25 protein-coding genes are annotated in these 25,179 nt (G+C 68.5%); 10 read left to right on the forward strand and 15 right to left on the reverse strand.

The genetic code is table 11. From position 1 onward, the window contains the following. The first annotated feature begins 69 nt into the window (after positions 1–69). Complete coding sequence (locus tag BAY15_RS04475; RefSeq protein WP_068849372.1) at positions 70–1,500, forward strand: MFS transporter; 1,431 nt, start codon at positions 70–72, stop codon at positions 1,498–1,500. On the opposite strand, the gene BAY15_RS04480 is transcribed toward BAY15_RS04475, so the two are convergent. The 4 genes from BAY15_RS04480 to BAY15_RS04495 are packed head-to-tail and all read right to left on the reverse strand — an operon-like array spanning position 1,478 to position 4,321. Further along, on the reverse strand, positions 1,478–2,293 hold the full coding sequence (locus BAY15_RS04480) for an N-formylglutamate amidohydrolase (RefSeq protein WP_068849374.1): 816 nt from the start codon (positions 2,291–2,293) through the stop codon (positions 1,478–1,480). The genes BAY15_RS04475 and BAY15_RS04480 overlap by 23 nt on opposite strands. Then, positions 2,274–2,825, reverse strand: a complete 552-nt coding sequence (locus BAY15_RS04485; protein WP_068849376.1) for an NUDIX hydrolase — start codon at positions 2,823–2,825, stop codon at positions 2,274–2,276. The genes BAY15_RS04480 and BAY15_RS04485 overlap by 20 nt, the downstream gene beginning before the upstream one ends. Further along, a complete protein-coding gene (locus BAY15_RS04490) occupies positions 2,822–3,745 on the reverse strand; it encodes a 5'-3' exonuclease (RefSeq protein ID WP_068849378.1) in 924 nt (307 codons plus the stop codon). Before BAY15_RS04490 ends, BAY15_RS04485 begins: the two co-directional genes overlap by 4 nt. Then, a complete protein-coding gene (locus BAY15_RS04495; RefSeq protein ID WP_068849379.1) occupies positions 3,746–4,321 on the reverse strand; it encodes a nitroreductase family protein in 576 nt (191 codons plus the stop codon). It lies immediately after the preceding gene. Between the two features lie 332 nt (positions 4,322–4,653). On the opposite strand from BAY15_RS04495, the gene BAY15_RS04500 reads away from it, so the two are divergent. Then, positions 4,654–6,963 (forward strand): DUF1631 domain-containing protein, encoded by a 2,310-nt coding sequence (locus BAY15_RS04500; protein ID WP_068849381.1) that lies wholly within the window; start codon positions 4,654–4,656, stop codon positions 6,961–6,963. Between the two features lie 637 nt (positions 6,964–7,600). Beyond that, positions 7,601–8,683, forward strand: coding sequence for an NAD(P) transhydrogenase subunit alpha (locus BAY15_RS04505; RefSeq protein WP_068849382.1), 1,083 nt, complete (start codon positions 7,601–7,603; stop codon positions 8,681–8,683). 5 nt (positions 8,684–8,688) lie between these two features. Here BAY15_RS04505 and BAY15_RS04510 read toward each other — a convergent pair whose 3' ends face one another. From BAY15_RS04510 to BAY15_RS04520, 3 genes are read right to left on the reverse strand one after another with little or no spacing between them, the layout of a single operon-like run. Beyond that, a complete protein-coding gene (locus tag BAY15_RS04510; protein ID WP_068849384.1) occupies positions 8,689–9,108 on the reverse strand; it encodes a DUF3106 domain-containing protein in 420 nt (139 codons plus the stop codon). A gap of 2 nt (positions 9,109–9,110) precedes the next feature. Then, positions 9,111–9,428: a hypothetical protein gene (locus BAY15_RS04515; RefSeq protein ID WP_095364651.1), complete on the reverse strand. Its 318-nt coding sequence runs from the start codon at positions 9,426–9,428 to the stop codon at positions 9,111–9,113. Between the two features lie 8 nt (positions 9,429–9,436). After that, complete coding sequence (locus BAY15_RS04520) at positions 9,437–10,006, reverse strand: RNA polymerase sigma factor (RefSeq protein ID WP_068849388.1); 570 nt, start codon at positions 10,004–10,006, stop codon at positions 9,437–9,439. A gap of 129 nt (positions 10,007–10,135) precedes the next feature. Here BAY15_RS04520 and BAY15_RS04525 point away from each other — a divergent pair, with 129 nt between their 5' ends. After that, complete coding sequence (locus BAY15_RS04525; protein ID WP_068849390.1) at positions 10,136–10,444, forward strand: NAD(P) transhydrogenase subunit alpha; 309 nt, start codon at positions 10,136–10,138, stop codon at positions 10,442–10,444. Beyond that, positions 10,441–11,895 carry an NAD(P)(+) transhydrogenase (Re/Si-specific) subunit beta gene (locus BAY15_RS04530; RefSeq protein WP_068849392.1) on the forward strand — a complete coding sequence of 485 codons (1,455 nt, stop codon included), beginning with the start codon at positions 10,441–10,443 and terminating at the stop codon, positions 11,893–11,895. The genes BAY15_RS04525 and BAY15_RS04530 overlap by 4 nt, the downstream gene beginning before the upstream one ends. A gap of 126 nt (positions 11,896–12,021) precedes the next feature. Here the strand turns inward: BAY15_RS04530 and BAY15_RS04535 are convergent, their stop codons facing one another. After that, positions 12,022–12,441 (reverse strand): hypothetical protein, encoded by a 420-nt coding sequence (locus BAY15_RS04535; RefSeq protein WP_068849394.1) that lies wholly within the window; start codon positions 12,439–12,441, stop codon positions 12,022–12,024. A gap of 117 nt (positions 12,442–12,558) precedes the next feature. Between BAY15_RS04535 and sufT the strand changes: the two genes are divergently transcribed. From sufT to BAY15_RS19335, 3 genes are all read left to right on the forward strand, one after another. Continuing rightward, positions 12,559–13,110 (forward strand): putative Fe-S cluster assembly protein SufT, encoded by a 552-nt coding sequence (gene sufT / locus BAY15_RS04540; protein WP_068849396.1) that lies wholly within the window; start codon positions 12,559–12,561, stop codon positions 13,108–13,110. Between the two features lie 31 nt (positions 13,111–13,141). Beyond that, entirely contained in the window at positions 13,142–14,239 is a 1,098-nt protein-coding gene (locus BAY15_RS04545; RefSeq protein WP_068849398.1) for a branched-chain amino acid aminotransferase, read from the forward strand. Between the two features lie 436 nt (positions 14,240–14,675). Then, on the forward strand, positions 14,676–16,415 hold the full coding sequence (locus BAY15_RS19335) for a S8 family peptidase (RefSeq protein WP_068849400.1): 1,740 nt from the start codon (positions 14,676–14,678) through the stop codon (positions 16,413–16,415). 91 nt (positions 16,416–16,506) lie between these two features. Here the strand turns inward: BAY15_RS19335 and BAY15_RS04555 are convergent, their stop codons facing one another. The 3 genes from BAY15_RS04555 to wrbA all read right to left on the reverse strand — a co-directional run bounded on the left by BAY15_RS04555 (position 16,507) and on the right by wrbA (position 18,014). Beyond that, positions 16,507–16,992: an asparaginase domain-containing protein gene (locus BAY15_RS04555; RefSeq protein ID WP_068849402.1), complete on the reverse strand. Its 486-nt coding sequence runs from the start codon at positions 16,990–16,992 to the stop codon at positions 16,507–16,509. A gap of 99 nt (positions 16,993–17,091) precedes the next feature. Continuing rightward, complete coding sequence (locus BAY15_RS04560; protein WP_068849403.1) at positions 17,092–17,427, reverse strand: DUF2069 domain-containing protein; 336 nt, start codon at positions 17,425–17,427, stop codon at positions 17,092–17,094. Continuing rightward, positions 17,424–18,014, reverse strand: coding sequence for an NAD(P)H:quinone oxidoreductase (wrbA, locus tag BAY15_RS04565; RefSeq protein WP_068849405.1), 591 nt, complete (start codon positions 18,012–18,014; stop codon positions 17,424–17,426). The genes BAY15_RS04560 and wrbA overlap by 4 nt, the downstream gene beginning before the upstream one ends. A 72-nt stretch (positions 18,015–18,086) precedes the next feature. On the opposite strand from wrbA, the gene BAY15_RS04570 reads away from it, so the two are divergent. Continuing rightward, positions 18,087–19,361, forward strand: coding sequence for a YihY family inner membrane protein (locus tag BAY15_RS04570; RefSeq protein WP_068849407.1), 1,275 nt, complete (start codon positions 18,087–18,089; stop codon positions 19,359–19,361). Beyond that, entirely contained in the window at positions 19,358–19,915 is a 558-nt protein-coding gene (locus tag BAY15_RS04575) for a TlpA family protein disulfide reductase (protein WP_068849409.1), read from the forward strand. Before BAY15_RS04570 ends, BAY15_RS04575 begins: the two co-directional genes overlap by 4 nt. Positions 19,916–20,271: 356 nt before the next feature. On the opposite strand, the gene ppk2 is transcribed toward BAY15_RS04575, so the two are convergent. The 4 genes from ppk2 to hemA are packed head-to-tail and all read right to left on the reverse strand — an operon-like array spanning position 20,272 to position 25,168. Continuing rightward, a complete protein-coding gene (gene ppk2 / locus BAY15_RS04580) occupies positions 20,272–21,063 on the reverse strand; it encodes a polyphosphate kinase 2 (protein WP_068849411.1) in 792 nt (263 codons plus the stop codon). 52 nt (positions 21,064–21,115) lie between these two features. Further along, on the reverse strand, positions 21,116–22,825 hold the full coding sequence (locus tag BAY15_RS04585; protein ID WP_068849413.1) for a tetratricopeptide repeat protein: 1,710 nt from the start codon (positions 22,823–22,825) through the stop codon (positions 21,116–21,118). Beyond that, entirely contained in the window at positions 22,822–23,907 is a 1,086-nt protein-coding gene (gene prfA, locus BAY15_RS04590) for a peptide chain release factor 1 (protein WP_068849415.1), read from the reverse strand. The genes BAY15_RS04585 and prfA overlap by 4 nt, the downstream gene beginning before the upstream one ends. Then, positions 23,885–25,168: a glutamyl-tRNA reductase gene (hemA, locus tag BAY15_RS04595; RefSeq protein ID WP_068849417.1), complete on the reverse strand. Its 1,284-nt coding sequence runs from the start codon at positions 25,166–25,168 to the stop codon at positions 23,885–23,887. The genes prfA and hemA overlap by 23 nt, the downstream gene beginning before the upstream one ends. Positions 25,169–25,179: the final 11 nt, after the last annotated feature.

A 25,179-nucleotide genomic window follows, 5' to 3' on the forward strand; every position in this document is an offset into this window, starting at 1 on the left:
CGAAGTATCCGGGTTTATTTGTTCGACGTCATCAATGAGACTGCCCGCCTCCCCCTCGTACCCACCGGCATGACCCACTCCGCCCCTGCTTTCCCGCCCCGCCTGGCGTTGACCCTGCTGGCGATGGCCCAGCTGATCATCGCGCTGGACGCCACCATCATTTTCGTGGCCCTGCATGAGATGGGCGTGCAGCTGGGCATCAACGCCCAGCAGCTGCAGTGGATCGTCAGCGCCTACACCGTGGCCTTCGGCGGCTGCCTGCTGCTGGGCGGTCGCGCCGCCGACCTGATCGGTCGGCGCCGGGTCTATCGCAGCGGCATGGCGCTGTTCGCCCTGGCCTCGCTGGTGGGTGGGCTCAGCAGCAGCGGCGGGGTGTTGATCGCCGCACGCGCCGTGCAGGGCATCGGCGCAGCGCTGCTGTTTCCGGCCACGTTGTCGTTGATCAGCACGCTCTACGCCGAAGGGGCAGCGCGCAACCGGGCGCTGGCGATCTGGTCGATGGCCAGCGCCGGCGGCCTGGCGCTGGGTACGCTGCTCGGTGGCGTGCTCACCCAGAGCTTCGGCTGGTCGTCGGTGCTGCTGGTGATCGTGCCCGTCGCCAGTGCCTGCGCGCTGCTGGCAGGCTGGTGGCTGCCGCGCGACGCGGCGGTGCTGCGCGGCCGCTCGTTCGACCTGGCCGGCTGCCTGACCGTCACCTTGGGCGGCAGCCTGCTGGTGACCACGCTGGTGCAGGCGCCGGAGTGGGGCTGGGCCGCGCCGCGCACGCTGGGCTGCCTGTTGGCCTCCGCGGCGCTGCTGGCCGCCTTCGTGGTGATCGAACAGCGCAGCCGCGACCCGTTGATGCAGTTTTCGCTGCTGCGCCTGCGCAGCCTGCGCGCCGCCATGCTGTTGACGATGGTGTTCATGAGCAGCTTCGGCGTGCAGTACTACTTCCTGGCGCTGTACTTCCAGGATGGCTACGGCTGGAGCGCGCTGCAGGCCGGCCTGGCGTTCCTGCCACCCACGCTGGTGTGCACGTTCGGCATCCGCATCAGCGAACGGATGCTGCGCCGGCGTTCGCCGCGCCAGGTGCTGGCGCTGGGCATGGCCGCCGGCGCGATCGGCATCGGCGCGGTGGCGGTGGCGCTGCCCTATGGCGCCACTTACTGGGCGCTGCTGCCGGGCATCGTGGTGCTGAGCATCGGCCAGGGCATGACCTGGACAGCGATGTGGATCGTGGCCGGGCAGGGCGTGCCGGCCGCGCAGCAGGGCGTGGCCTCGGGCATGGCCGCCACCGCGCAGCAGATCGGGGGCGCACTGGGCCTGGCGCTGCTGGTGATGCTGGCCAATGCGAACCGCAGCACCAGCGCGGTGGGAACCAGCCCCGAAGCACTGCAGGGGCTGGTCCATGCGCAGTACGGCGCGGCGCTGTTCGCATTGCTGGGCGTGGCCGTAGCGCTGTGGCTGCGCCCGGAGAAAACCGGCGCCGCCGTGCCGGTTACGGAGTTGGCCGCGCGGTAACGTCCAGCGCGGTGAAAACCCGCGCCAGGCGTTCGGCCCACGCGCGCTGACCGGCGGCATCGGCGATCAGGTCCTGGCGGATTTCCAGCTCAACGTGCAGCAGCCCGCGGCCTTCGCCATGCACCGGCACCGCGTAATCGCTGGTGCTGCTGACCGAGTACGGTTCGTTGTCGCCCACCACCAGGTCGCCTTCGTCGCGCAGTGCCTGCAGCAGCGCATGCGCCAGGCGCGTGTCCTGGTGGTACAGCACCCCGGCATGCCATGGCCGGTCCGCACCGTTCATGCGCGGGGTGAAGCTGTGCATCATCACCAGCAGCGTCGGGCGCTGCTGCCCGGCGCGTGCATCCAGCTCGGCGGCAATGCGCGCATGGTAGGGCGCGTGGATCGCATCGATGCGCTGCTGGCGCTGCGCGGCCGACAGCCCGGCGTTGCCCGGCACAACGGTATGGTCGCTGACCTCGGGAATCAGCGTCGGCGACGCCAACGGACGGTTGCAGTCGATCACCAGCCGCGAATAGGTCTGGGTGATCGCCCACGCGTCGAGCAACCGCGCCAGTTCGCGGGTGACCCCGGCAATGCCGATGTCCAAGCCGATATGGCGGTCGCGCTCGACCTGCGGCAGCCCCAGGTTCGCCAGCACCCCCGGCACCTGCTGGCCGGCGTGGTCGGCGATCAGCACATACGCCGAACGCCCGGCCGGATGCAGCACGGTGAACGGTGCCGGATCCTCCGCGCCAAGCAGGGGCGCGGCCGCCAGCGGAAGCGCGCGGGAGTCAGCCACGTGCGGTCCCATCCAGGTGGTGCTCGATCATCCACAGCCCAGCCCACAACTTCGCGTCCAGCTGGTAGCCCTGGCCCATTTTCTCCACCAGCCAGGCCGCCGCGCGGGCGCGCGGCACCTCATGCACGGTGATGTCCTCGCTGGCATCGCCGCCGCCTTCGCCGACCCTGCGCAGGCCGGTGGCGCGCACGAAGGCGATTTTCTCGCTGCTGGCACCGGAGGAGGTCGGGCCGATCATCAACACTTCGGCATGCTCGGCGGTCCAGCCGGTTTCTTCTTCCAGCTCGCGCACGGCCGAGTCTTCAATCGATTCTCCCGCGTCGATATCGCCCACCAGGCCGGCCGGCATCTCGATCGTGTTGGCCTGCAGCGGTACGCGGAACTGCTCGACGAACAGCACGTTGTCGTCGGGGGTGACGGCGATGATGATCGCGGCCAGTCCGCCGGCGTGGGTGCGTTCGCTGTACTCCCACGAGCCGCGCACGACCATGCGCTGGTACTTGCCTTCGTAGACGACCTTCGGGGCTTGCGTGTTGGGGTTCATGCGAACTCGCTGGCGGGAGAAGAAATATCGGGAATGCCGGCGGCGTTGAACAGCCGGCGGCGGGTCAGCGGACCAAAGCGCAGCGCCTCGCACAGGCCCTGCAGCATCTGCGGATCGGCGCTGGAACGGCTGAAATCGGCCTGCGCCGCATCCAGCGGTGCATCCAGCGCGATGGTGGTGAGCTGCCGCCACAGCAGTGCATGCTCGCGCTGCTCGCGCAGCCGCACCGCCATCTGGGCGGCGCCGCGCAGGCGCAGGAACGGCACTTCGTCCAGCCGCTCGTACAGGGTGTCCAGGCTGCCGAAATGGGCGAGCAGCACGGCGGCCGACTTGGCGCCGACGCCGCTCACCCCGGGAATGTTGTCGACCGCATCGCCGCACAGTGCCAGGTAATCGGCGATCTGGTGCGCATGCACGCCGTGGCGGGCCTTGACCCCGGCCATGCCCCAGCGCTGGTTGCGGGCGTAATCCCATTGCTCGTCATGCTCGAACAGCAGCTGCGACAGGTCCTTGTCGGCCGAGATGATCACCCCGCGCATGCCGGTCGGGCGGCGCGCATGCAGCGCGCTGCCGATCAGGTCGTCGGCCTCGTACTCGTGGTGGGCCAGCACGGCCAGGCCCAGCGCGCTGCACAGCGCCTTGCAGTGCGCGAACTGGCGGCGCAGCGCGTCGGGCGCGGGATCGCGGTTGGCCTTGTAGGCAGCATAGAGGGTGTGGCGGAAGCAGCTGTCCAGCGCCTCGTCGAAGGCGATGGCGATGTGCTGTGGGCGCTCGCGCTCCAGCAGGTCGAGCAGGAAGCGGGCAAAGCCATGCACCGCGTTGGTCGGCCAGCCCTGCTGGTCCTGGAATTCATCGGGCATCGAATGCCAGGCCCGGAACACGTACAGGCTGGCATCCACCAGGTAGAGAGGCGTGTGCACTCAGCCCACCCAGTCCTGCAGCAGCGCGGCCGGATCAGGGCGCTCGCGTTCGGGCACGGCGGTCTTCGGGGTGCCGATATGGATGAAACCCACGATCTGCTCATGCTCGGCCAGGCCCAGGTGGGCATGCACGGCCGGGTCGAACGCCATCCAGGCGGTCAGCCACTGGGCGCCAAAGCCCAGCGCCTGCGCGGCCTGCAAAAGCGCGAAGCAGACGCAGCCGGCGGTCATCAGCTGCTCCAGCTCGGGTACCTTCGGGCTGGGCGTAGGCGCGGCGATGACGGAAATGATCAGCGGCGCATGCGAAAAGCGCAGCCGGTCCTTTTCGACCTGTGCGTCGGAGGCAGTGGGGTCGCGCTCGCGGCTGCGCCGGGCCAGGAACTCACCCAGCTGCAGGCGGGCATCGCCGGCGATGCGCAGGAAGCGATAGGGCACCCGCTTGCCGTGGTCGGGCACGCGCACGGCCGAGGCCAGCATCCGCTGCAGGGTGGCCGGGTCCGGTCCGGGCGCGCCCAGTTGCAGGGCGGGAACCGAACGGCGGGCGTCCAGGGCTTGCAGCGCAGGGGAGTCGAGCATGGGGTCTCTGTCGGGCTTCGTGGTGGCCCTGATTATAGTCGGGGCAGTTTGTGACCCGTCTTCCGGCGATCTCCTGCCCATTTGCGACAAAACGTGATGAACCTCACTTAATTAATGGCACTCCTTCACGTCGCTGTACTCGCTTCCCACCCGCGCTGGCCTTACGATACAAGGCCTGCCGGCACCCGGGTCATGAGGTTCAAAGTGCGGACTGTTTCACTGTCCCTGACCGGTGGGGCGTCCTACCATCCGTGTGCTGGTGTCTTGGGGACGCCCGTGCCTGTTGTATCCATGCTGCATTCTGTACCAGCGAGGGTGGGGAGCCTTTTCGCATGATCGCCACGCCCAACGTATCGGGACAGCCGGGTCGCGACCCGGCGCTGTTGAAGCTTGCACGCGAGGCCGCCCTGCCGGGCCTGGCCGAGTCGTTCGCGACCGTGATCGCCCGCTTCGACGACGTGCTGTTCGACCGTGCCGGCACCGCTGGCGCGTCGCAGCTGCTGTTCCTCGATGGCATGCGTGAACTGCGTCGGCGCCGTGAAGACATCGTGGCCGGTTTCCGTGGGCACCTGGCCAGGGCCTGGGACGCGCTGGAACACGCTGAGCCACTGTCGGCCGAAGCCACGCTGGCCGGTGCGGGCGGGGAAGGGCTCAGCCTGGTCCCCGAGCACGTGCTGGAATCGCGGCTGGCGGTGCGCAACTTCGCCACCGTGCTGCTGCGTGACTGGAAGCCGGTACTGGGCCGGCTTGACCGCCGCCTGGGCTGGATCGCCGGCGGGCTGGAACTGAACGCCGACAGCAACCCGATCAGCCCCGAACACATCGGCGTGGCCATCCATGAGGCCTTCGCAGACTGTGAACTGGCGCCGGAAGTGCGCCTGGTGCTGATCAAGCTGTGCGAGCGCGACCTGCACGCGCCGATCGGCAAGCGTTACGAGAAACTCGACGAACAACTGGCCGCTGCCGGTGTGATGCCGCAGATGGCCGCCCCGCGCCGCGCCGCGCCGCGTCCGCCCACGCCCCGGCAGGAGCTGGACGAGCTGGTCCAGGCCCTGGAAACCGAAAGCGGCGCAGCCGACGAAGGTGCGGCCCCGGCCTGGGCACGGCGCTTCGCCGACCGCTGGGCGGCCAGCCGTGGCCGCATGCAGTCGGCGCAGGCCGCGCATGACCATGCAGCCGAAGGCCCGGACGGGATGAGCGGCAACCAGGGCATGTTGCTGGAAGCGCTGCACGAGTTGCTGCAGCAGACCCGGCATGTCCGCGAAGACGCGACCTCTGCCGCCAGCGTGGCGGTGGGGCAACAGCGACCATTGAGCCAGCGCGAGATGATGTCGGTGCTGTCGCTGCTGCAGGCCACGCCGAGCGCGACCCTGCGCGCGGCGATCGGCGAAGACGGCGAATCGCTGGCCCAGCGGCTGAAGAGCGAAGTGCTGTCCGGGGCAACCCGGCTCGGCGTGGACCCGGCGCAGGCGCGGCTGGATCCGCAGGATGAAGATGCGATCGACCTGGTGGGCATGCTGTTCGATGTGATGCTGGACGAGCGCGACCTGGAAGGTCGCTCGCGCGAGCTGATCGGCCGGCTGGTGGTGCCCTTCGTGAAGGTGGCCATGCTCGACCGCCGCATGTTCGTGCAGAAGACCCACCCGGCGCGCAAGCTGCTCAATTCGCTGGCCGAGGCCTGCGAAGGCAACACCGGCGAGAGCCAGGCCGAGCGCGTGCTGATGGGCAAGGTCGAGGAAATCATCGAGCGGCTGGTGGCCGAGTTCAACGAGAACCTGGCCATCTTCCTGACGTTGGAAGAAGAATTCCGCGACTTCCTGGCCCAGCACCGCCGCCGCATCGAAATCGCCGAGCGCCGCGCGGCCGAGACCCAGCGCGGCCAGGAAAAGCTGGAAGTGGCGCGCACCCGCGCGGCATCCGAACTGGACTGGCGGATTGCCGATACGGCACTGCCGCAGGCCATCGGCGATTTCCTGCGGCAGCCGTGGCAGCACCATCTCACCTTGGCGGTGCTGCGCGAAGGCGACGACGGCCCTTCCGTGAGCGAGGCGCTCGCGTTGGCGGACGGGATCCTGGAAGAAGTGTCCGAAGCCCGGCGCCAGATCGTCGGCAAGCCGTGGCTGCAGGCATGGCACCCGGTGCTGCGCAAGGTGTTTGCCAGTGTCGGCGTACACGCCGATGGCGCCAACGCGGCGATCGATTCGCTGCATGACACGCTGCAGTCCATTGCCGAATCGCGCCCGGAACTGGAACGCGCGCTGCCGGAGCTGCCCCAAGTGGTCCTGCCGACGCCGCCGGCTGCGGACAGCGCGGGCGTGGAGCTGGGCAGCAAGGTAGACGTCACCGATTTCGACAATGCCGATGCCGACCGTTTCCGCGGCCTGGAAATCGGCAGCTGGCTCGATTTCGTCGACAAGGACGGCAAAGTCCAGGCCGGCAAACTTTCCTGGGTCAGCCCGATCTCGCAGCGCCTGCTGTTCGTGAACCGACGCGGCGTGCGTTTCTGCGTGGCCTCGCCGGAAGAGCTGGCAGTCATGGTGCGCCTCGGCCGCCTGCGCGCGCACATCGACGATGGCGCCTTCGACAGCGCCATGCAGGGCGTGATCGATCGCCTGGACACCAAGGGCGCTACGGTTCACTGAGGTTGCCGCTTGCAGCAACGTCAACGTCAACGTCAAAGGCAGCGTTTCGGTTGCTACGTGCTGGGGGAGGCCGACGGGCAGCCCCTTACGGGACACGCCGTAAATACATCCTTGTAGGCTTGGCAAAAACATCCATGTTTTTGACAGTCCCTACAGGGGCTGCCCGCCGGCCTCCCCCGACAGTGGATCGCGCGCGGATGGAAGAACAGCCACGCAGGGCGTGGCTCTACGCGGATCACATGGCATCAGGGCAGGGTAGGGTCGGTTCCCAAACGACTGCCGTTGTAACATCCACGCCCGGTAACGCATGGAAATGATCAAAACGGCCTTTGATCTCCCATGGCCACCGTCACGCCGTCAGAGGGTCGGCGGGTGCGGGGGTACGGGGGCTTTGCGAAACATGGATGTTTCGCAAGAGCCCCCATGGATGGGTTCACGGCGCCCCCCGTACCCCCGCACCCGCCGGCCCTGCGCGATAACCCGTCAGGCAATGGCTGTTCGCCTGAAGGCATGAAGCTGCCGGCCAACGGCCGGCACCCATGCAAAGCCCGATTCCAGGCAGCGCTTCCAGCGGAAAGGTCTTCCACCCGACCAATCGGGTTACGATCCCACCACTTACCGCTGCTCGGGGACATGCATGGCTGTCGAGGTGTTGGGGGTCAAGGAACACGCGCAGGGCGAACGCCGCGTAGCGCTGACGCCGGAAACGGCGCGCAAGTACATCGCGCTGGGCGCCACCGTGTGGATCGAACCGGGCGCCGGCACGCGCGCCGGCTTTACCGACCAGGCCTACCTGGATGTCGGCGCGCAGCTCGCCGATGACACCCGCCTGGGCCAGGCCGACATCGTGCTGTGCGTGCAGCCGCCGGAAACCGCGCGGCTGCGCCAGCTCAAATCCGGTGCCGGCCTGGTCGGCATGCTGCACCCGCAGGCCGATGACGAACGCGCCGGCGTGATCCAGTCACGTGGGCTGCAGGCATTTCCCTTGGAGCGCCTGCCGCGTACCACCCGTGCACAGTCCATGGACGTGCTCAGTTCGCAGGCCGGCATGGCCGGCTACAAGGCCACCCTGATTGCTGCCCAGCTTGCACCGCGCTTCTTCCCCATGCTGACCACCGCCGCCGGCACCATCCGGCCCTCGCGCGTGCTGGTGGTGGGCGCCGGCGTGGCCGGCCTGCAGGCCATTGCCACCGCGCGCCGGCTTGGGGCGCAGGTGGAGGGCTTCGATGTGCGCCCCGAAACCCGCGAACAGATTGAATCGCTCGGCGGCAAGTTCCTTGACCTTGGCGTCAGCGCGGTGGGCGAGGGCGGTTACGCCCGTCCGTTGACCGATGACGAGCGGGCCGAGCAGCAGCGCCGGCTGGGCGAGCACCTGCGGTTGGTCGATGTGGTGATCTGTACCGCCGCCGTGCCCGGCCGCCCCGCGCCGAAGATCGTCACCAGCGCGATGGTGCAGGGCATGCGCCCAGGCAGCGTGGTCGTGGACCTGGCGGCTGAAACCGGCGGCAACTGCGAGGCCACCCGGCCGGGCGAAACCGTCGACGTCGGCGGCGTCACCGTGGACGGCCCGCTCAACCTGGCCAGCCAGGGTGCGGTGCACGCCAGTGAGATGTATGCGCGCAACCTCTACAACTTCGTCGCGCTGTTCCTGAAGGATGGCGCGGTGGCGTTTGACTGGGACGATGAGCTGCTGGCGAAAACGCGCTGGATTGCGAACTGATATCGCTACCGCGGCGGCAGATCCTTGACCGGATTGGCCTTCAGCCATTCCTGCCGCTGCTCCGGGCTCATGCTGCCCCAGCGCTCTCGCAGCGCATCGCGCTGGGCCGGGGTCATGCCGCGCATCTGCGCGAACAGCGCGCGGGCCTGCTCGCGCTGCTCCGGACTCATGTTCTCGAAACGGTGGCGGCCGCGCCGCGCCAGCTCGCGCTGTTCCGGGGTCATGCTCTGCCAACGCTGGCCATGCTGCAGCATGCGCTCTCGCTGTGGCGGCGGCGCGTCGTTCCAGCGGTCGCGTACCGGCGCGATCAGCGCATCGCGCTGCTGCGGGGTGAGCTTGTCCCACTCGGGCAGCGTCGAGGTCTGCGCGGCGCTGGCCGCGCTCAGCGAGAGCAGTACCAGTGCCAGGGTCAGTCGCGGTTTCATGTTCACTCCATTGCCAGGTCGGTGGCGCCCAGCCACAGGTACAGGTCCGGATTCTCGTCGAGCACGTCGCTGCTGTCATCCGCCGCCATGGCCGCCACCTGCATCGGGGTGACCGCAGGCGGTCGGGCGGTGAAGCTGATGCCCAGGCCCAGCGCCACCACCAGCGAACATGCGGTGGCCAGCCACCAGCCGTGCGCGCGGGCCCGCTGCGGCGCATGCCGCGCGGCACGCAGGCGCGCCAGCGTGGCGGGAGATAGCTGGGTCACCGCATGTGCGTGCAGCTGCGCCAGTGCGGCGTCATCGGGAAGGGTGGGGGGCACGTGGCGGCTCACAGTTCAATCTCCAGGTGCTGCTGCAGCGCCTGCCTGGCGCGCGAAAGATGGGTTTTGACCGCGCCCTCGCTGCAGCCCATGGCCGCTGCGGTCGTGGCGCCGTCGAGCTGCTGCAGCACGCGCAGGGTGAAGGCCTCGCGCTGGCGTGCAGGTAGATCGCGCAATGCCCTGACCAGCGCCGCGTACTGGTCGCGCTGCTCATGGGCCTGGGCCGGGCCGGGTCCAGGGTCGGCCCAGTCGATGTCGTGGTCGCCGGCCAGCTCGTCGCTGCTGCGCCAGAACCGCAGCCGGAAGCCGCGGCGGCGCTGCAGGTCGACCACCCGGCGGCGCAGGATGCTCCAGAACAGCGGGGACCACTCCCCTGCGGGCTTGTCGCGGTAGGCCAGCATGCGCAGCATCGCGTCCTGCACCGCGTCCAATGCGTCGTCGCGCTGGCGCAGCCCGGCCTCGGCGAAGCGGAACGCGCGCGGGCCGATGCCGGCCAGGAACGCATCCAGCGACACCGGCAACGCGGTTTCGGCATCGGCATCGTCAGCCAGGGGCGGCAGGGAGGGGCTCACCAGCACAGGGTAGCGCTCGCGCAGGGGGATACGGTGAGAACGCACCAGCGCGGCATCGGTTGACCGCCCTGCAGAACGGTTCAGCGCATGGTTATGATGCAGGGGACGGGATGACCGCCGGGAAGAGGAACAGCAATGAGCGACGGGTTCGTGGCGTTGTATATCTTCATGCTGGCTGCGATCGCAGGCCACGTGATCATTTCGCGGGTGCCGGTGATCCTGCATACCCCCCTGATGTCCGGGTCGAACTTCATCCACGGCATCGTGCTGATCGGTGCCATGGTGGTGCTGGGCCATGCGCAGACCCCGCTGGAAAAGATCATCGGCTTCATCGCCGTGGTGCTCGGCGCGGGCAATGCCGCCGGTGGCTACGTGGTGACCGAACGCATGCTGGACATGTTCAAGCCCAGCCAGAAGCGCGACGCCGGGGAGAAGGCGCCTTGAACATCACCACCGCGCAACTGCTTCAGTGGCTGGTGCAGGTGAGCTACCTGGTCGCCGCCACCCTGTTCCTGCTCGGCCTGCAGCGCATGGCCTCGCCGATGACCGCGCGCAGCGGCATCCGCTGGGCCGGCCTGGGCATGCTGATCGCCACGGTGGCGACCTTCTTCCTGCCCGACCTGCACAACGTGCCACTGATCCTGGCTGCGGTGGCGATCGGTACCGGCGTGGCGTGGTGGTCGGCCAAGCGCGTGGCCATCACCGACATGCCGCAGATGGTGGCGCTGTACAACGGCATGGGCGGCGGGTCGGCCGCCGCGATCGGTGCGGTGGAACTGCTGCGCTTCTCGTTCCTGGCCAACCGCGATACCAGCCACTGGAGCGCGCAGGCCATCGCCGAACTGAGCGCGCGCCAGCCCTCGGCCACGGTGCTGGCGCTGGCGGTGATCGGCTCGGCGATCGGCGCGGTGTCGCTGTCCGGCTCGGTCATCGCCTGGGCCAAGCTCGATGGCCGGCTGGACCGGCGGGTAACCTTCCCCGGCCAGCAGGCGTTCAACCTGCTGGTTGCGCTGGCGATGGTGGTGCTGGGCATCTGGGCGGCAGTGACCCTGAGCCCGGTGGCGATCATCAGCTTCTTCGTGGTCGCGCTGGCGCTGGGCGTGCTGATGACCCTGCCGATCGGCGGCGCCGACATGCCGGTGGTGATCTCGCTGTACAACGCGTTCACCGGCCTGGCGGTCGCTTTCGAAGGCTACGTGCTGGGCAACGAGGCGCTGATCATCGCCGGCATGATGGTCGGCGCGGCCGGCATCCTGCTCACCCGCCTGATGGCCAAGGCGATGAACCGGCCGATCAGCGGCGTGCTGTTCTCCAACTTCGGCGGCGGTGGCACGGCCCAGGAAATCACCGGCGCGCAGAAGCCGATCGAGGCCAGCGACGTGGCCGCGATGCTGGCGTTCGCCGAGCGCGTGGTGATCGTGCCCGGTTATGGCATGGCCGTGGCCCAGGCCCAGCACAAGGTGTGGGAGCTCGCGCAGCGGCTGTTGGAACGCGGCATCAAGGTCAAATTCGCGATCCACCCGGTGGCCGGGCGCATGCCGGGCCACATGAATGTGCTGCTGGCCGAAGCGGGCGTGCCCTACGACCTGATCGCCGACATGGACGATATCAACCCCGAGTTCCCCACCACCGACGTGGTGCTGGTGATCGGCGCCAACGACGTGGTCAACCCGGTGGCGCGCACCGACCCGGCCAGCCCGATCTACGGCATGCCGATCCTGGACGTGGTCAACGCCCGCAACGTGGTGGTGATCAAGCGCGGCAAGGGCACCGGCTTCGCGGGCATCGAAAACGCGCTGTTCTACGCCGACAACGCCCGCATGCTCTACGGCGATGGCGCCGGTGCGGCCAGCGCGCTGGTGAGCGAGCTCAAAGCCCTCGATGGAGGGCATTGACCGCACGTGGCGCCGGGGGCCAGGGCCGGCCAACGGCCGGCGCTACGAATTGTTACGGGCCCATTGAGATCTGGATCAATCGACCGGTAGCGCCGGCCGTTGGCCGGCCCACGCAATCGCCGAACGTTACCTCGCTATCCACCAGCCGATGACCAACGCCACCCCCAGCCACAGCCATTCGGCCACCCCGTTGGCCAGCTGAACCAACGTGAACGCCATGAACGGCCCCATCCGCAACGCTGATTCCCACGGATCCAGTCCCAGCGACCCACCCAGGTAGGCCGACGCGATCCCCCAGTTGGCTGCCAATGCCACCAGCACGGTGCCCAGCAGGGTCAACGCCACCCGCAGCAGGCCGCCGCGCAGGTTGCCCAGGCGCAGCATGAAACCCAGCTCCAGCGCCACCAGGACGGCCATCCAGCCTGCCTGGCGGCCGCTCAGCAGCGCGATGAACAACCAGGCCAGCGTGGCCGTGACAACTCCTAGCAACAACAGCGGGGGCCAGAGCCAGTGGGCGGACCTGGCGGGCGCAGAGGTGGGCGGCATGCATTCTTCCTTTGGTCCGCCACAGGATACCGGCTTGCGGGGTGACCGGCGCGTGGCCGGCCACTGGGCTAAAATGAGCGCCTTGCGGGAATCGGCCGCGACCCCATATCGATCCACATGTACTCCCGTAGCAGCGAACCCGTCCACTTCGAACGCGACTGCGAGGCCGTCATGGTCCCGCAGGGCGAAACGGTCACCTTGCCCGCCGGCAGCTATGGGTACATCACCCAGGCGCTGGGCGGCAGCTATACCGTGTTTGTCGAAGGCAATCTGTTCCGCATCGCCGGCAAGGACGGCGACGCCATGGGCAAGGAACCGCCCGCGCCGCTGGAACTGCCCGCCGACGCCTCCGACGAGGAGGTCGAAAAGCTCGTCTGGCAGCAGCTGCGAACCTGCTTCGACCCGGAGATCCCGTTCAACATCGTCGACCTGGGCCTGGTCTACGAAGTGGAGCTCAAGCACCTGGACGATGGCCAGCGCGAGGTCGACGTCAAGATGACCCTGACCGCGCCGGCCTGCGGCATGGGCGACATCCTCGTCGATGACGTGCGCAGCAAGCTGGAAATGATCCCGACCGTGGTCGAAGCCGATGTCGAACTGGTATTCGACCCACCGTGGGGCCAGCACATGATGTCCGAGGCCGCCCGCCTTGAAACCGGCATGCTGTAATTGAACCCGTAACCAGAACAGGAAATTTCCGGTGTCCCAGTCTTCCGTGAGCTTCACCACCACCCGTTCCGCCCAGCCGCGCAGCAGCGAGGAGCGTGAACGCATCCTGGCCGCCCCCGGTTTTGGTCTGCACTTCACCGACCACATGGTGGAAGTGCGGTGGGACAAGGACACTGGTTGGCACAACGCCAGCGTGCGCCCGTACGGCCCGCTGCAGCTGGACCCGGCCGCCGCGGTGCTGCACTACGGGCAGGAAATCTTCGAAGGCATCAAGGCCTACCGCCATGCCGACGGCTCGATCTGGACGTTCCGCCCAGATGCCAACGGCCGCCGCCTGCAGCGTTCGGCGCAGCGCCTGGCGCTGCCGGAACTGCCGGTGGAGATCTTCGTCGAATCGCTCAAGCAGCTGATCGCCGTGGATGCCAGCTGGGTGCCGTCGGCCGACGAATCCAGCCTGTACTTCCGCCCGTTCATGATCGGCGATGAAGCCTTCCTCGGCGTGCGCGGCGCGCAGAAGGCCGGCTACTACGTGATCGCCAGCCCGGCAGGCCCGTATTTCGCCAAGGGCGTGGCGCCGGTGTCGATCTGGCTGTCCACCGAATATGCGCGTGCGGCCAAGGGCGGCACCGGTGCGGCCAAGTGCGGTGGCAACTACGCCGCCTCGCTGCTGCCGCAGCAGAAGGCGCAGGCGCAGGGTTGCTCGCAGGTGCTGTTCCTGGATCCGGTCGAAGGCAAGTACCTGGAAGAACTGGGTGGCATGAACGTGTTCCTGGTCTACAAGGACGGCACCCTGGTGACCCCGGCGCTGTCCGGCAGCATCCTGGAAGGCATCACCCGCGAAAGCATCCTGCAACTGGCGCGCGACCGCGGCATGAAGGTCGAAGAGCGCAAGGTGACCATCGACGAGTGGAAGCAGGGCGTGGCCTCGGGCGAGATCGCCGAAGTGTTCGCCTGCGGGACCGCGGCGGTGGTCACGCCGATCGGCCAGCTCAAGGGCGAGGGCTTCTCGGTGGGTGACCTGACCGCGCCGGCTGGCGAGGTGACCATGTCGCTGCGCAAGGAACTGACCGACATCCAGTACGGCCGCCTGCCGGACCGTCATGGCTGGCTGGTGCGCCTGGACCGCTGATCGTTCGACGCGCGTTGGATACCCAAGGCCCGCCTGGCAACAGGCGGGCCTTTTTCATGGGCGGCGCCTGCCGAAGCCCGGTCTGAACGATCCAAACGCACTCAACTCATTGACGCGCAAGCAATGTCTCGGCCATGGCGCGCAAGACAGTGACGCAGGACACGAATTGCGTCCGGCGTGACCGCATCGGCACGGGGAAGTTTCTTCACATTCACAAACCGTTGACCCGAAAAGTCTCAGATCGAAACTTTCACAACCCTGAAAGCGGGCTGAAACATTGTTGGGCCGAATCGAAACCACTAGCGTCCGGGTTCGGGCGGTTTCGCAGGGGAAAGCCGATCCGTCTTCCAGGTTCGATCCAAGCCACCGCTCCACAGCGCCGGATCTGACCGAACTTTGCCGCCTCGACGGCTCCTCAATCTTGAAGGGAATTCCGATGTCTCATGATCCGCAGCGCTTGCGTCAGCGTGCCTTGGTTGTACTCGGTGGTTCGGTGCTTTCGACCCTGCTCCTGGCGGCGCCGGCATTCGCCGGCGACGTGCAGTTGAGTGGCCTGGCCTCGGCCCCGACCCACCAGCGTTTCATCGTCAAGTACAAGGACGGCGCCACCGACGTGGCCACCCCGACCGCGCTGGCCAGTTCGCTCAAGGCCGCCGCCCAGGCCGTTCCTGCCGCGCAGGGGCGCGCGCTGGGCCTGCAGAAGCTGCGCCAGCTGGCCATCGGCCCGACCGTGGTCAAGGCCGACCGGCCGCTGGATGTGGCCGAATCGGAACTGCTGATGCGTCGCCTGGCCGCCGATCCGAACGTGGAATACGTTGAAGTCGACCAGCTGATGCACGCCACCCTGGTGCCCAACGACAGCCGCCTGTCCGAGCAGTGGGGCTTCGGTACCAGCAACGCCTCGATCAACGTGCGCCCGGCCTGGGACAAGGCCACGGGGACCGGCGTGGTGGTGGCGGTGATCGATACCGGCATTACCAACCATCCGGATCTGAACGCCAACATCCTGCCCGGCTATGACTTCATCAGCGATGCCGCAATGGCACGAGATGGCGGTGGCCGCGATAACAATGCCAACGACGAAGGCGACTGGTACGCCGCCAACGAATGCGGTGCCGGCTACCCGGCTTCCAATTCCAGTTGGCACGGCACCCACGTGGCCGGCACCATCGCCGCGGTGACCAACAACACCACCGGCGTGGCCGGCACCGCCTACAACGCCAAGGTCGTTCCGGTGCGCGTGCTGGGCAAGTGCGGCGGCTACACCTCCGACATCGCCGATGCGATCGTGTGGGCATCCGGCGGCACCGTCAGCGGCGTGCCGGCCAATGCCAACCCGGCCGAAGTGATCAACATGTCCCTCGGCGGCGGCGGCAGCTGCTCGACCACCTACCAGAACGCCATCAACGGCGCGGTCTCGCGCGGCACCACCGTGGTGGTGGCAGCGGGCAACAGCAACACCAACGTGTCCTCGTCGGTGCCGGCCAACTGCGCCAACGTGATCGCGGTGGCCGCCACCACCTCGGCCGGCGCCCGTGCCAGCTTCTCCAACTACGGTGCCGGCATCGATGTCTCGGCGCCGGGCCAGGCGATCCTGTCCACGCTCAACAGCGGCACCACCGTGCCGGGCGCTGCGTCCTATGCGTCGTACAACGGCACCTCGATGGCGGCCCCGCACGTGGCCGGCGTGGTCGCGCTGGTGCAGTCGGTCGCGCCCACCGCGCTGTCGCCGGCAGCCATTGAGACGCTGCTCAAGAACACCGCACGGGCCCTGCCAGGCGCCTGCAGCGGCGGTTGCGGCGCGGGCATCGTCGATGCGGATGCGGCCGTCACCGCCGCGCTGGGCGGGACCAACCCGAACCCGGGCACCGGCACGCTGCAGAACAACGTGCCGGTCAGCGGCCTGGGTGCTTCCAGCGGTGCATCGCTGGCCTACACCGTGGCCGTGCCCTCGGGCCGCTCGCAGCTGAAGGTGACCGTCGCCGGCGGCACGGGTGATGCGGATCTGTACGTGCGCTCGGGCAGCGCGCCCACCGACACCGTGTACACCTGCCGCCCGTACCTGAGCGGCAACAACGAAACCTGCACGATCACCGCCCCGGCTGCGGGGACCTGGCACGTCCGGGTGAAGGCCTACAGCACCTTCTCCGGCGTGACCCTGACCGCGCAGTATTGATGTCATCGGTCACCCGACCAACGGTCGGGTGCTGCCGGAGGTAGGTGCCGACCGTTGGTTGGCACGCCCCACGCGTGACGCGGTTACCGCGTCACGCGTCTTCGAACCGGTTCGCAGCGACGTTCTTTCGCACGTGTTCGGGGTTCCAGATGCGGCCGTTCATGGCGATGTACACGCCCGGCTGCAGCGACTGCACCGCGCCGATCGCACAGCCGATGTTGAACTCGGCGTCCGAACCACGGAAGCGCGCCGGGCTGAGTGCGCCGGTCATGACGATGGTCTTGTCGGGGATGCTCTTGAGCACCCGGCCGGTCTGCACCATCGAATCGGTGCCGTGGGTGACCAGCACGTGGCGGGTCGGCTGCGCGGCGATGGTGGCGCGGATCAGCTCGCGGTCTTCGTCGGTGATGTGCAGCGAATCCTTGCGCAGGATCGGAATCACGTTGAAGCGGAAGGTCACGCCCAGCTCGCGCAGGATCATCCCGATCTGGGGATCGCCGATCTGGTAGTCCGACTTGTCGTCGAAGTAGATCTTGTCGATCGTGCCACCGGTGGTGATGATCAGTAGTTCTTCCATTGCAGGCTTCCTGGAGTGCGGGCGGTACCGCGGGCAATACCCGCGCTGGGTGCCCATGATACGGCTGCCGGCGCCCGCCCGCAGCCGCGCGCGAGGCGCTCAACGCTTCGAGAAACGCCGGCACAGGCCAGGCGCGCTGGAGACCCCGATCACCGCCAGGGCCAGCAGCAGTTCCAACCAGGCGAAGTGCGCGGTTTCCGGGTGGCTCCAGGCACTCATCACGCCGTGGCTGAACCAGAACAGCGCCAGCACCCCGGCCCAGAACATCGCCTTGCCGCGCCCCGTGACCACGCCGAGCGCCAACAGCAGCGGCGGGGCGCTGAAGACCAGCTGGCTGGCCAGCCAGTGCCGGTCGTGCGCGAACCACACCGCAAACACCGCCGCCAACGCCAGCAGCACGGTGGCCAACGTCCACTTCTGCGCGCGCGGGCTCATCCCAGCCGCCGTGCGATATCGGCCACGCGCCGGCCGAGCGCGCGCGCCAGGATCGCTTCGTCCTCGCTCGGCACCGGGTTGTCGTCGGCGCCGGCCACATGGCTGGCACCGTAGGGGGTGCCGCCGGTGGTGGTATGGCTCAGCGCCGGCTCGGTGAACGGAATGCCCACGATAAGGCAGCCGTGGTGCAGCAGCGGCACCTGCATCGACAACAGTGTGGATTCCTGCCCGCCATGCAGCGACGCGGTGGAGGTGAACACCCCGGCGGGCTTGCCGGCCAGCGTGCCGTTGACCCACTCGGCCCCCAGCCCGTCGAGGAAATGCTTGACCGGCGCGGCCATGTTGCCGAACCGCGTCGGGCTGCCCAGCAGCAGGCCGCTGCACTCGGCCAGGTCCTCCACGCTCACGTAGGGCGCACCGTCATCGGGCACCGGCGGGCGCGCGGTCTGGGTGACCGCCGCCACCGGCGGCACCGTGCGCAGGCGCGCGCTCATGCCGGGCACTTCGCCGATGCCACGCGCGATCTGGCGCGCAAGCCGCGCCACCGAACCGCCGCGGCTGTAATACAGCACCAGGATCTCCGCCATCTCGCTTCCGTTGTGTCCAGTCTGTCCGCAGTATGGCATTGCCTCCACCCGGCTTCAGGTACGCTTGCCACGATGGAACCCCTGGACACCCTCAACCTGTGGATGGAACGCGTGCGCGATCGCGCCCGTACCGCCAGCTTCGGTCGCTTCCTGTGGCGCCGCTTCCTCGACGACCGCCTGTTCCAGGCCGCTGCTTCGCTGGCCTACACCACCGTGTTCGCGCTGGTGCCGCTGGCGATCGTGGTGTTCGGCGTGCTCTCGGCGTTCCCGGTGTTCGACCGCTGGAGCGACACGCTCAGCGACTACGTGTTCTCCAACTTCGTGCCCAACGCCGCGCGCGCGGCCGAAGGCTACCTGCGCCAGTTCTCGGCCAGTGCCGGGCAGCTCACCGCCGCCGGCTTCATCGCGCTGGTGGTGTCGCTGCTGATCACCCTCAACAGCGTCGAGCAGACCTTCAACCAGATCTGGCGGGTCAGTTCGGCGCGGCCCAAGCTCACCCGCTTCCTGGTCTATTGGACCGTACTGACCCTGGGCGCGATGCTGGCGGCCGCCTCGCTGGCCGTGTCGGCCCGCGTGTTCGCGCTGCCGCTGTTCGGCACCAGTGAAGGCCGCCTGCTGGCCAATGCATCGTTGACCCTGGCGCCGATCCTGATCGAGTTCGTCTGCATCATGCTGGTCTACCGGGTGGTGCCGCACCACACGGTGAAGTGGCGGCATGCCATTCCCGGCGCGATCCTCGCGGCAGTGATGCTGGAGCTGGTGAAGTGGGGCATGGGCGCCTACCTGGGCAGCTTCCAGTCCTACCAGAAGCTTTACGGCACGGTGGCCTTCGTGCCGATCCTGCTGCTGTGGATCTACCTGTGCTGGGTGTCGGTACTGCTGGGCGCCTCGCTGGCCTCGTCGATCGCCGCGTTCCGCTACCAGCCGGCCGACCTGCGCCTGCCCACCGGCTACGAACTGTATGGCCTGCTGCGCCTGATCGGCCGCTTCCACCAGGCGCGCATGGACGGACGCGGGCTGGACGAAGACGAGATCCTGGGGCTGGAGCCGATGCTGACCGACTCGCTGCTGCAGAGCATGCTCTGCGACCTGGAAGCGATCCGGGTGGTGCGCCGCGACGAACAGGGCCAATGGCTGCTGTCGCGCGACCTGGACAAACTCACCCTGGCCGACCTCTACGAATCCACGCAGCTGCGCATTCCGGTCAAGGAAGCCTACTTGCCTTACCGCGACGACAGCCTCGGTACCGCCTCGGTGGCGGCGCTGGATGCCCTGCGGCTGCCGCTGCGCGAGCTGCTCAAGCGCCGCGTCAGCGATATCTATTCCCCGTCTGGAGACACCCCATGACCTTCAAGCCCCTGCTGCTGGCCGTCGGCCTGCTGGCCCTGGCCGGCTGCAACAAGCCGGCACCGCAGCCCGAAGCGGCCGCCCCGGCGCCAGCCCCCGCAGCAGAACCGGCAGCCCCGGCCGCCGACCCCGCTACGCCCGACCTGGAGCGCAAAACCGTGGCGCAGCCGCGCCTGGTGCTGCCCGCCCTTGACGGAACCACGTACGACCTGGCCGCACATCGCGGCAAATGGGTGGTGGTGAACTTCTGGGCGACCTGGTGCGCGCCGTGCCGCAAGGAAATGCCGGAGCTGTCGGCACTGCATGCCATGCGCGAGGAGATCGAAGTGGTCGGCCTGGCCTACGAAGACATCGAACCGGAGGAGATGAAGGCGTTCCTGCAGAAGCTGCCGGTGACCTACCCGATCGTGCTGGTGGACACCTACAACCCGCCGGAAGACTTCGCCGTGCCGCGCGGCCTGCCGCTGACCTACCTGATCGCCCCGGACGGCAAGGTCGCCAAGGAATTCCTGGGCCCGGTCACCGCAGCGGACATCGAAGCGATTGTGCATTGACGATCTGCCCTTGGTTGATTGATCCCGATCCGCGGACGCCACGTAACAATTCGTAGCGCCGGCCGTTGGCCGGACACCGCGCGAAGCGCGGCCCAAGTGTCCGGAGACGGTTGCGCCACGCTCGCGACCAACACGCCGGGGTTTACAGGTTCCGAAGCCGTCTGTCGGGCGTTCATGGCGCCGGAACGAAAAGCGGCCGGCCAACGGCCGGCGCTACAGTCGGCTTCGGATCGTCCAAGCGTCGGACGGATTACCGGAGCCGCGTTTTGCCAGCTGCGGATACGTGGGCCGCGCTGCGCGCGGTGTCCGGCCAACGGCCGGCGCTACGAATTCATACGGGCCCATCAGGATCGGGATCAATCAACCTGGGGGTCATGAGGTGACAGGTTGATCGGCTTCAATGCACCGTATTGTTCCTTGTGCAGTTTTCCCTTGAGCGGCGGCAGGTCCGGGATGGGTTCTTCCACCCCGGTATCGGGCAGACGATCCAGCAGGTTGCGGATCAATCCCAGCCGCCCGCGCTTCTGGTCGTTGAAGTCCACCAGCGTCCACGGTGCCTCTTCCCGATGCGTCGCGCGCAACATCGCCTCGCGCGCTTCGGTATAAGCGCTGTACTTGCTGCGCGATTTGAGGTCCACCGGTGACAGCTTCCAGCCCTTGAGCGGGTCCACGTGGCGCTCGGCAAAGCGTTTCTCCTGCTGCACCTGGTCGACCGTGAGCCAGTACTTGAACAGCAGGATGCCATCGTCCACCAGCAGCTTCTCGAACACCGGCGCCTGCGCCAGGAACGCGTGGTACTCGGCCTCGGTGCAATAGCCCATCACGTGCTCGACCCCGGCCCGGTTGTACCAGCTGCGGTCCATCAGCACGATCTCGCCGGCAGCCGGCAGGTGCGACACATAGCGCTGGAAGTACCACTGGGTACTTTCGCGGTCGGTCGGCTTGGGCAGCGCCACCACCCTGCACTGGCGGGGGTTTAGGTGCTCGGCGATGGCCTGGATGGCGCCGCCCTTGCCGGCGGTATCGCGGCCCTCGAACAGCACCAGCACGCGCTGCCCGGTGTGCTGGGCCCAACGCGCCATCGCCGTGAGTTCGAGCTGCATCGGTTCAAGCAGTGCCTGGTACGCCTTGCGCTTGAGCTTGCCCATCGGTGCGGTATTCCGGCTGACAGAAGAAACCCGAGCCTAGCGCAGTGGGTGGTCAGCCCGCGTGTGCATCCTGCCAGCCATGCAATCGCCCCATCGCCTGCACCTCGGCAGTGAAGTCGCGGGCGAAGGCGGCCATGTCGAACAGGCCGGTGTCCGAACGCCGCTGGGCCAGGGTGGCGCGCAGCGCTGCCAGTGCCTGCGGGTTGTTGCCCAGCGCGATGGCGGTCTCCACGAAGACGCGGTCGTCGGCAGCGTTCATCGCCGGCAGCTGCAGGTGATCGTTGAGCGAACCGGCCACGCGCGAAGCGAACGTCGCGCCCGGGCAGGTCAGCACCGGGCAGCCGGCCCACAGTGCATCGGATGCGGTGGTGTGCGCGTTGTACGGGTGCGTGTCCAGGAACAGGTCCGCCTGCTGGTAGCGCGCCAGGTAGGTCGGGTGCGGCAGCTTGGGCATGAACACCAGCCGCGCCGGATCCAGCCCCGCCTCGCGCGCCGCCGCGCGAAGCCGCGCATCGGCATTGCCCGGCCCGGACAGCAGCCACAACACGCTGCCCGGCACGCCCTGCAGCACCGCGAACGCGCGGCGCATGCTGCGCGGGTTGAGCTTGTAACTGTTGTTGAAGCAGCAGAACACCACGCCCTGCGCGGGCAGGCCACAGGCCTCGCGGCCCGGCGCCGGCTCCAGCACGCGGGTATTGTCCGAGGGCTGGAACGCGCGGGGCAGCCGCCGGACCTGTTCGCTGAAGGCCGGCGTCAGCGCGGCGGGCAGCACGTAGTCATCGGCCAGCACGTAGTCGATCCACGCCGCGCCCGACGTGCCCGGATACGCCAGCCAGTTCACCTGCACCGGGCCCGGGCGCATCGCCAGTACCGCCGGCGCGCCACCGCCGCCCCAGCCACGCAGATCGAACAGCACATCGATGCCGGTCGCGCGGATTTGCGCGGCGATCGCCGCGTGCGGCAGGCTCGACACGTCATGCAGTGCGGTGGCAGCGGCCTGCAGGCGCGCGCGGATCGCGCTGCCATCATCGGCGTTGAGGGCAAACAGATGCAGCTCCAGCGCGCCGAGCGCACGCAGCTGCTCGAACAGCGCCACGGTCAGCAGCCCGGTCGGGTGCGCGCCGAAGCCATTGGAAAGGAAACCCACGCGCAGCTGCCCCGCGCGGCGGACCTGCGCGGGCGGCAGCGCACGCAGTCCCTCGGCGATGCCCGCAGCGCGCTGCCGCGCACACGCCAGCTGCTCGGCGGCGCTGGCGTCTTCGCTGAGGAAGGCGAACGGCTCCACTACCGCCGCGCCTTGCGCCACGGCCTGGCGCACCTGCTGGGACAGCGGTTCGAGTTCGCGCCAGTCGCACAGCCGGCGTTGCCAGTTGAGCAGCTGGGCGGTGATGTAAGGCTCGCCGGGCAGCAGCCGATGCGCCTGGCGGTAGGCATCGGCAGCGGCTTCGGGCTGGCCGGCGTCTTCCAGCGCGTGGCCCAGCCACAGCGCGATGCCGGGGTGCTCCGGGACCAGGTTGGCGGCCTGGCGCAGCAGCGTGGCTGCTTCGCCATGGCGGCCCTGCATCCAGCGCGCGCGGCCCAGCCGGGCCAGCGCTTCGGGGTGGCCGGGGCGCAGTTGCAACGCGCGTGTAGCGGCATGATCGCCGGCAGCGGTGTCACCGGCCTCAAGCTCGGCGTCGGCCAGCATCACCCAGGCGATGAAGTCCTGCGGCTGGCGCTGCACTGCGCTGCGCAGCTGCTCGCGCTGCGGGTCCATGCTCACGCGCCGGCGGACAGCTGGGCCAGTTCATCGGCCTGGTGTTCGTGGATCAGCCGCTCCACCAGCGTATCCATCTCACCGGCGATGATGTTGGGCAGGTCGTACAGGGTCAGCCCTTCCACCCGGTGGTCGGTGATCCGGCCCTGCGGGAAGCTGTAGGTGCGGATGCGCTGGCTGCGGTCGCCGCTGCCGACCTGCAGCCGGCGGCTTTCGGCGGTGGCGGCCGCCTGCTTGCTGCGCTCGGCATCGAGCAGCTGCGCCTTCAGGCGCTTCATCGCCTTGTCGCGGTTGGCGTGCTGGCTGCGCTCGGTCTGGCATTCCACCACCACGCCGCTGGGCACGTGGGTGATGCGGATGGCCGATTCGGTCTTGTTGACGTGCTGGCCACCGGCGCCGGACGAGCGGAACGTATCCACCCGCAGGTCGGCCGGGTTGATGACGATCTCATCGACCTCGTCGGCTTCGGGAATGATCGCCACCGTGGCCGCCGAGGTGTGGATGCGGCCCTGCGACTCGGTGGCCGGCACGCGCTGCACGCGGTGCGTGCCGGATTCGAACTTGAGCTTGGAATAGGCGCCGCGCCCGACCACGCGCGCCACGATCTCCTTGTAGCCGCCATGCTCGCCGGGGCTGTCCGATTCGATCTCGACCTTCCAGCCCTGGCGTTCGGCATAGCGCGCGTACATGCGGAACAGGTCGCCGGCGAAGATCGCCGCCTCGTCGCCGCCGGTGCCGGCGCGCACTTCCAGGAACAGGTTGCCGTCGTCGCGCGGATCGCGCGGCACCAGCAGCAGCGCCAGGTCATGGTCCAGCTGCTGCAGGCGTTCCTGCGCGGCGGTGATTTCCTCCTCGGCCAGCTCGCGCAGGTCCGGGTCGGCACGCATCGCTTCGGCGGCGGCCAGGTCGGCCAACGCCCGCGCTTCATCGGCCAGCGCGGTGGCGATCGGCTGCAGCTGGGCGAATTCACGTGAAAAATTGCGGAAGCGCTCGTTGTCGCCGACCACGTCCGGGTCGGCCAGCAGGCGTTCAAGTTCTTCGCGGCGTTCGGCCAGCGCTTCCAGCTTACGGCGCAGGGTCGGCGTCATCGTTGCTCACGGCAGGGTGTTGGTAGCCCGGCTTGGCCGGGAACAGGCGCTCGGCGGCGCGGGTCAATTCAGTATCGCCGCTGAGCGCGGCCGCACGCAGCGCGGCGGTCGGCGGGTGCAGCAGGCGGTTGGTCAGGCCATGCGCAAGCAGCTCCAGCACTTCCTCCGGCGATTTGCCGTGGGCCAGCTGCTGGCGCGCCTTGTCCAGCATTTCGACCCGGGTGGCTTCGCCGTACGCGCGCAGCTGGCGCAGCGGCGCCTGGTGCGCATTGGCCTGCAGGGTCTCGACGAACCGCGATACCTGCAGCTCGATGATGGCTTCGGCTTCGGCGGCCGCCTCACGCCGGCTGCGGCGGTTGTCCTCCACCGCGCGCTCCAGGTCGTCGACCGTGTACAGGAAGGCATCCTGCAGCTCGCCCACCCCGGTTTCGATATCGCGCGGCACCGCCAGGTCGAACAGCAGCATCGGCTTGTGCTTTCGCGAGCGCAGCGCCGCGGCGATCTGCGACTTGGTGATCACCGGCTCGCGCGCGGCGGTGGCCGAAAACACCACGTCGGCTTCGCCCAGGTGGCGTTCCAGCTCGGTCAGCGGCAGCGCCACGCCGCCATGGCGGGTGGCCAGCTCCTGCGCGTGCGCCAGGGTGCGGTTGGCGATGAGCAGCCGGCGTACGCGGCCTTCGCTGAGGTGACGGGCGGCCAGTTCGATGGTTTCGCCGGCGCCCACCAGCAGCACGGTGGAGTCTTCCAGCCGCGCGAAGGAGTTCTGCGCCAGGCGCACTGCGGTGGAGGCCACCGAGATCGGGTTGGCGCCCACGCGGGTATCGGTGCGCGCGCGCTTGGCCACCGAGAAGGTCTGCTGGAACAAGCGATCCAGGCGCTGGCCGAGCAGGCCATGGTCGCGCGCGGTCGCCCAGGCATCCTTCACCTGGCCCAGGATCTGGGGCTCACCCAGCACCATCGAGTCCAGCCCGGTGGCGACCCGGAACAGGTGGCGCACCGCATCGGCATCGGCATGCTGGTACAGGTAACCGTGCAGCTGCCCGGCGTGCGACTCCAGCCACTGCGCCAGCGCCTCGCCCGATTCGGCCACGGCATACAGCTCCGTGCGGTTGCAGGTGGACAGCAGCACCGCCTCGGCCACCTGTGGGGTATCGCGCAGCGACGCCAATGCCTGGGGCAGGGCGTCGCCGCCAAAGGACGCGCGTTCGCGCAGTTCCACTGGCGCGGTCTGGTGATTCAGTCCGAGCACCCACAGGGTCATTGTTCAGTTGC

The sequence above is a fragment of the Stenotrophomonas rhizophila genome (assembly GCF_001704155.1).
Taxonomy (GTDB): Bacteria; Pseudomonadota; Gammaproteobacteria; order Xanthomonadales; family Xanthomonadaceae; genus Stenotrophomonas; species Stenotrophomonas rhizophila_A.

Bases quoted from the DNA above. Each gene is read 5' to 3' on its own strand.
- BAY15_RS04475 (WP_068849372.1), top strand. From the start codon at position 70: ATGACCCACTCCGCCCCTGCTTTCCCGCCCCGCCTGGCGTTGACCCTG.
- BAY15_RS04480 (WP_068849374.1), bottom strand. From the start codon at position 2,293: ATGGGACCGCACGTGGCTGACTCCCGCGCGCTTCCGCTGGCGGCCGCG.
- BAY15_RS04485 (WP_068849376.1), bottom strand. From the start codon at position 2,825: ATGAACCCCAACACGCAAGCCCCGAAGGTCGTCTACGAAGGCAAGTAC.
- BAY15_RS04495 (WP_068849379.1), bottom strand. From the start codon at position 4,321: ATGCTCGACTCCCCTGCGCTGCAAGCCCTGGACGCCCGCCGTTCGGTT.
- BAY15_RS04500 (WP_068849381.1), top strand. From the start codon at position 4,654: ATGATCGCCACGCCCAACGTATCGGGACAGCCGGGTCGCGACCCGGCG.
- BAY15_RS04505 (WP_068849382.1), top strand. From the start codon at position 7,601: ATGGCTGTCGAGGTGTTGGGGGTCAAGGAACACGCGCAGGGCGAACGC.
- BAY15_RS04510 (WP_068849384.1), bottom strand. From the start codon at position 9,108: ATGAAACCGCGACTGACCCTGGCACTGGTACTGCTCTCGCTGAGCGCG.
- BAY15_RS04525 (WP_068849390.1), top strand. From the start codon at position 10,136: ATGAGCGACGGGTTCGTGGCGTTGTATATCTTCATGCTGGCTGCGATC.
- BAY15_RS04535 (WP_068849394.1), bottom strand. From the start codon at position 12,441: ATGCCGCCCACCTCTGCGCCCGCCAGGTCCGCCCACTGGCTCTGGCCC.
- sufT (WP_068849396.1), top strand. From the start codon at position 12,559: ATGTACTCCCGTAGCAGCGAACCCGTCCACTTCGAACGCGACTGCGAG.
- BAY15_RS19335 (WP_068849400.1), top strand. From the start codon at position 14,676: ATGTCTCATGATCCGCAGCGCTTGCGTCAGCGTGCCTTGGTTGTACTC.
- BAY15_RS04555 (WP_068849402.1), bottom strand. From the start codon at position 16,992: ATGGAAGAACTACTGATCATCACCACCGGTGGCACGATCGACAAGATC.
- BAY15_RS04560 (WP_068849403.1), bottom strand. From the start codon at position 17,427: ATGAGCCCGCGCGCGCAGAAGTGGACGTTGGCCACCGTGCTGCTGGCG.
- wrbA (WP_068849405.1), bottom strand. From the start codon at position 18,014: ATGGCGGAGATCCTGGTGCTGTATTACAGCCGCGGCGGTTCGGTGGCG.
- BAY15_RS04570 (WP_068849407.1), top strand. From the start codon at position 18,087: ATGGAACCCCTGGACACCCTCAACCTGTGGATGGAACGCGTGCGCGAT.
- BAY15_RS04575 (WP_068849409.1), top strand. From the start codon at position 19,358: ATGACCTTCAAGCCCCTGCTGCTGGCCGTCGGCCTGCTGGCCCTGGCC.
- ppk2 (WP_068849411.1), bottom strand. From the start codon at position 21,063: ATGGGCAAGCTCAAGCGCAAGGCGTACCAGGCACTGCTTGAACCGATG.
- prfA (WP_068849415.1), bottom strand. From the start codon at position 23,907: ATGACGCCGACCCTGCGCCGTAAGCTGGAAGCGCTGGCCGAACGCCGC.
- hemA (WP_068849417.1), bottom strand. From the start codon at position 25,168: ATGACCCTGTGGGTGCTCGGACTGAATCACCAGACCGCGCCAGTGGAA.